The following is a 3522-nucleotide window of genomic DNA, read 5'->3' on the forward strand; positions in this document are numbered from 1 at the left end:
CCCACCCCCCGCGCCCCCCCGGGCGCGCCGACCCCCCCCCCCCCCCGGGGGGGCGCGCGCGCCCCCCCCGCACCCGCCCGCCGCCGGCCCCCGCCGTCCGGCCACCGGTGGCCGGACGGCATCTCGCCCCGGCAAGGACTCTCAGTGTCGTGGTGGCCGTTCTCAGGCCGAGGGCGTGACCGCTGGTGAACAGGCCGGACTGCGGGACGTCGAGCGTGTGAAGGTGCGGCGGTAGGCGGTGGGGGTGGTGTCCAGTGCGCGCCGGAAGTGCAGCCGCAGGTTGGCCGCCGTGCCCAGCCCGCAGTCCCGCGCCACCTGCTCCACCGAGCGGTCCGTGGATTCCAGCAGCTCCCGCGCCCTGCCCAGCCGGGCGTTGAGCATCCACTGCAACGGGGTCGTGCCCGTCTCCTCGGTGAACCGGCGCATGAAGGTGCGCTGCGAGAGGCCCGCGTGCCGGGCGAGCACGCGCAGCGAGAGCGGCTCGCCGAGCCGCTGCAGGGCCCATCCACGGGTACCGGACAGCGACGCCTCGCCGGCCACCGCGACGGGAGCCGGCACGTACTGGGCCTGCCCACCGTCTCGGTGCGGGGCGGCGACCAGACCGCGGGCGATCTGGTTGGCCATCTCCGCGCCCAGGTCGCGGCGCACGATATGCAGGCACAGGTCGATGCCGCAGCACACCCCGGCCGAGGTGAGCACGTCGCCCTCGTCGACGTAGAGCACGTCGCGGTCGACCGAGACGGCCGGGAAGCTCCGCTCGAACTCGTCGATGTGCTTCCAGTGGGTCGTGGCGTGCAGCCCGTCCAGGACGCCCGCTGCGGCCAGCGCGAAGGCGCCCGTGCAGATCGACACCACGCGCTTGCCTCGGTCGCGGGCTCCGGCCAGTGTCTCGAGCACGGCGTCCGGCAACGGGAGGATCAGGTCGAATCCCGGCACGATCACGGTGTCGGCGGTGCTCACCCGCTCCAGGCCGTCGTCGGCGACCAGGGCGAAACCCGCGCTGGTGGCCACCTTCGGCTGCAACGCGCACAGGGTCATCTCGTAGGGGGTTTCCGGCCGGGTGGTGAAGATCTGCGTCGGGATCGCCAGGTCGAGAGGGGTGACCCCGTCCAGCGCCAGGACCGCGACTCGATGCACTGCCATGGCAAGATTCTAGCGAAGTAAGGAAATTTTGCCTCTCACCAGGTCAGGGCGGTCACGGCCAGGCTGAAGACATGACCGGACCCACCCACGAGGCGACCGCCGACCTGATCACGCTGCCCGGCACACCGCTTGCCGACGCCGTCATGAACCTCATCCGACCGGTGGAAACGCCGTCCGTCTTCAACCACAGCATCCGCAGCTACCTGTTCGCCCGGCTGGTTGCCGGCCGCCTCGGCCTGGTCGTCGGCCACGACTACCAGGACGACCTGTTGTTCGCCGCGTGCGCGATGCACGACCTCGGCGTGGCGTCGGACGGCCCGCACAACCAACGGTTCGAGGTCGAAGGCGCCGACCGGGCCGCCTCATTCCTCATCGACCGCGGATTACCGGCAATCGATGCCGACCAGGTCTGGCAGGCCATCGCCCTCCACACCTCCCCGGGTATCGCAGAACGCCGCGGCACGCTGTGCGTGCTCGTCCGCGAGGGCGTCGCACTCGACTTCGGTGGCCCGATCGGCGCCGCCCACATCGACGCCGTCACCGACGAGCAGGCCGACGCCGTGCACGCCGCCTATCCACGGCTGGACATGATCCGCTCACTCACCGACGCGATCGTCGCGCAGGCCGCGAAAGACCCGAAGAACGCACCCCGGTACACGATCCCCGGCGAATTCCTCCGTGAACGCGAGACCTTCGGCCGGACCCGGCTGGAGCACGCCTGCCGTTCGTCCCGCTGGGGCAACTGACTCCACGGACTCCACGACCGTGTCACCGAAGAACACGACCGAGTCACCAAAGAAGAGGAAGCACCGCAATGACCGTCCACACCGTCGCGATCCCCGAGGACAACGCAGTCTTCGGACAAACCACCAGCGCCTTCGCGAGCTTCGGCTATTCCGCCGCGGTCCGCGCGCACGGCCTCCTGTTCATCGCCGGAACGATCGGTCGCCGCGCCGACGGAACCATCCCGGACACCATCGAAGAGCAGACCGAGATCGCCATCCGGAAGATCGAAGAGATCCTTCGACTGGAGAACCTCGACCCGTCCGCCCTCGTCGACGTCACCAGCTACCACGTCGACATCCGCCGGCACCTGCCCGGCTTCATCGAGGCCAAGCAGCGCCTCGTCAAGGCGCCCTACCCGACCTGGACGATCATCGGGGTCAGCGGCCTCGCCAGCCCGGGACTCCTCGTCGAAATCCGCGCGACCGCCGCGTATCCCGCCGCATCCCGGTAGAACGCCGCTCCTGGGCCGGCGCGCTGGCCCAGGAGCCCGTCGCGACGGACGTGAGGTACTCACGGGACTGCGGCGGCACCGGGGAGACGACGGGACCCTGCCCGGTCTGCAGATGGTGGTCGTAGAACGCCGCCAGCACCGACACCGCGTGGTTGACGGTGGCCGGGGCGTAGCCCGACCTCAGGTACGGCTTGCCGGTGGCGCGTTCAGCGATCCCGGCACGGGCGCATCCGGTCGGCGCCGGTCCCGCGCCGGGTTGTGGCACGTCCGCAGCCACAGGACGAAGTCGCGTACGTCCATGCAACGCGGCCGGTGAGGTGCCGCGGAACCTGCGGATCAACCTCGTCAGCTCCGCTTCCAGGGCCCGCCCCAGTACGGGGCCGGGTCGGGGGGGCGGGGACCGGTGGGTCAGCGGTGGGTGAAGCGGGTGGTGAGGGTGACGGTGGTGAGGCCCTTGATCATTGCGGCTCTGTTCCAGTTCATGCCGAAGTCGTTGCGGTCGACGGTGATCTCGCCGCTGAGGGTCACCTCGTGCGGGCCGGCGGCGGTGGCGCGGGCGGTGAAGGTGAGCGGGCGGGTGGTGCCGAGCACGGTGAGGCTGCCGGTGACCTTGGCGGTTCCGGCGCTGTCGGCGACGACGCGGGTGGCGGTGAAGGTGAACGTCGGATACCTGTCGACGTCGAAGAAGTCCGCGGAGCGCAGGTGGGTGTCGAGTTTGGCCTGCTTGCTGAGGATCGACGCGGCCTCGACGGTCAGTGTGCCGTGCGCGGAGCCGTCGGGGCTGATCTCGCCTTCGCCGCTGAGCTTGGTGAAGGCGGCCCTGATCGTGGCCAGTCCCCACATCGACTTGTGCTTGATCTCCACTGATGACGTGGCCGGGTCCAGGACCCAGGGGCCGGTGCTGAGGTCGGGCAGCCTGGTGGAGGGCTGGGTGGGGTCGGTGGTGCGGCGGGTCATGGCGACCGTCTTTCGCGGTGGGGCAGGCAGTGGCGCTTGGGTGGGGTGCGGCGTCGCGGGCTGGTGAGTCGCGCGCCTGCTTCCGCCCGGTGGTGGTGTGGCGGGGCCTGAATTCGGGGGCGTCCGTCGTCGCGGGGGCGTCGCGGGGGGGGCGCCCGCCCCCCCCCCCCCCCCCCAACGCGGGC

At 71.1% G+C, this 3522-nt stretch carries 4 protein-coding genes; 2 read left to right on the forward strand and 2 right to left on the reverse strand.

The window, feature by feature from the left end:
- Window positions 1-162 precede the first annotated feature (162 nt).
- Complete coding sequence (locus ACFV6I_RS17790) at window positions 163-1143, reverse strand: GlxA family transcriptional regulator (RefSeq protein WP_380426217.1); 981 nt, start codon at window positions 1141-1143, stop codon at window positions 163-165.
- Between the two features lie 71 nt (window positions 1144-1214).
- Here ACFV6I_RS17790 and ACFV6I_RS17795 point away from each other — a divergent pair, with 71 nt between their 5' ends.
- Both ACFV6I_RS17795 and ACFV6I_RS17800 read left to right on the forward strand, forming a co-directional pair.
- A complete protein-coding gene (locus tag ACFV6I_RS17795; protein ID WP_380337799.1) occupies window positions 1215-1889 on the forward strand; it encodes an HD domain-containing protein in 675 nt (224 codons plus the stop codon).
- A gap of 68 nt (window positions 1890-1957) precedes the next feature.
- Entirely contained in the window at window positions 1958-2380 is a 423-nt protein-coding gene (locus ACFV6I_RS17800) for a RidA family protein (RefSeq protein WP_063351808.1), read from the forward strand.
- A gap of 408 nt (window positions 2381-2788) precedes the next feature.
- On the opposite strand, the gene ACFV6I_RS17805 is transcribed toward ACFV6I_RS17800, so the two are convergent.
- Window positions 2789-3337, reverse strand: a complete 549-nt coding sequence (locus ACFV6I_RS17805; RefSeq protein ID WP_380426219.1) for a YceI family protein — start codon at window positions 3335-3337, stop codon at window positions 2789-2791.
- Window positions 3338-3522 lie beyond the last annotated feature (185 nt).

Origin of the sequence: Kitasatospora sp. NPDC059803, from assembly GCF_042732255.1 — a bacterium.
Lineage (GTDB): Bacteria > Actinomycetota > Actinomycetes > Streptomycetales > Streptomycetaceae > Kitasatospora.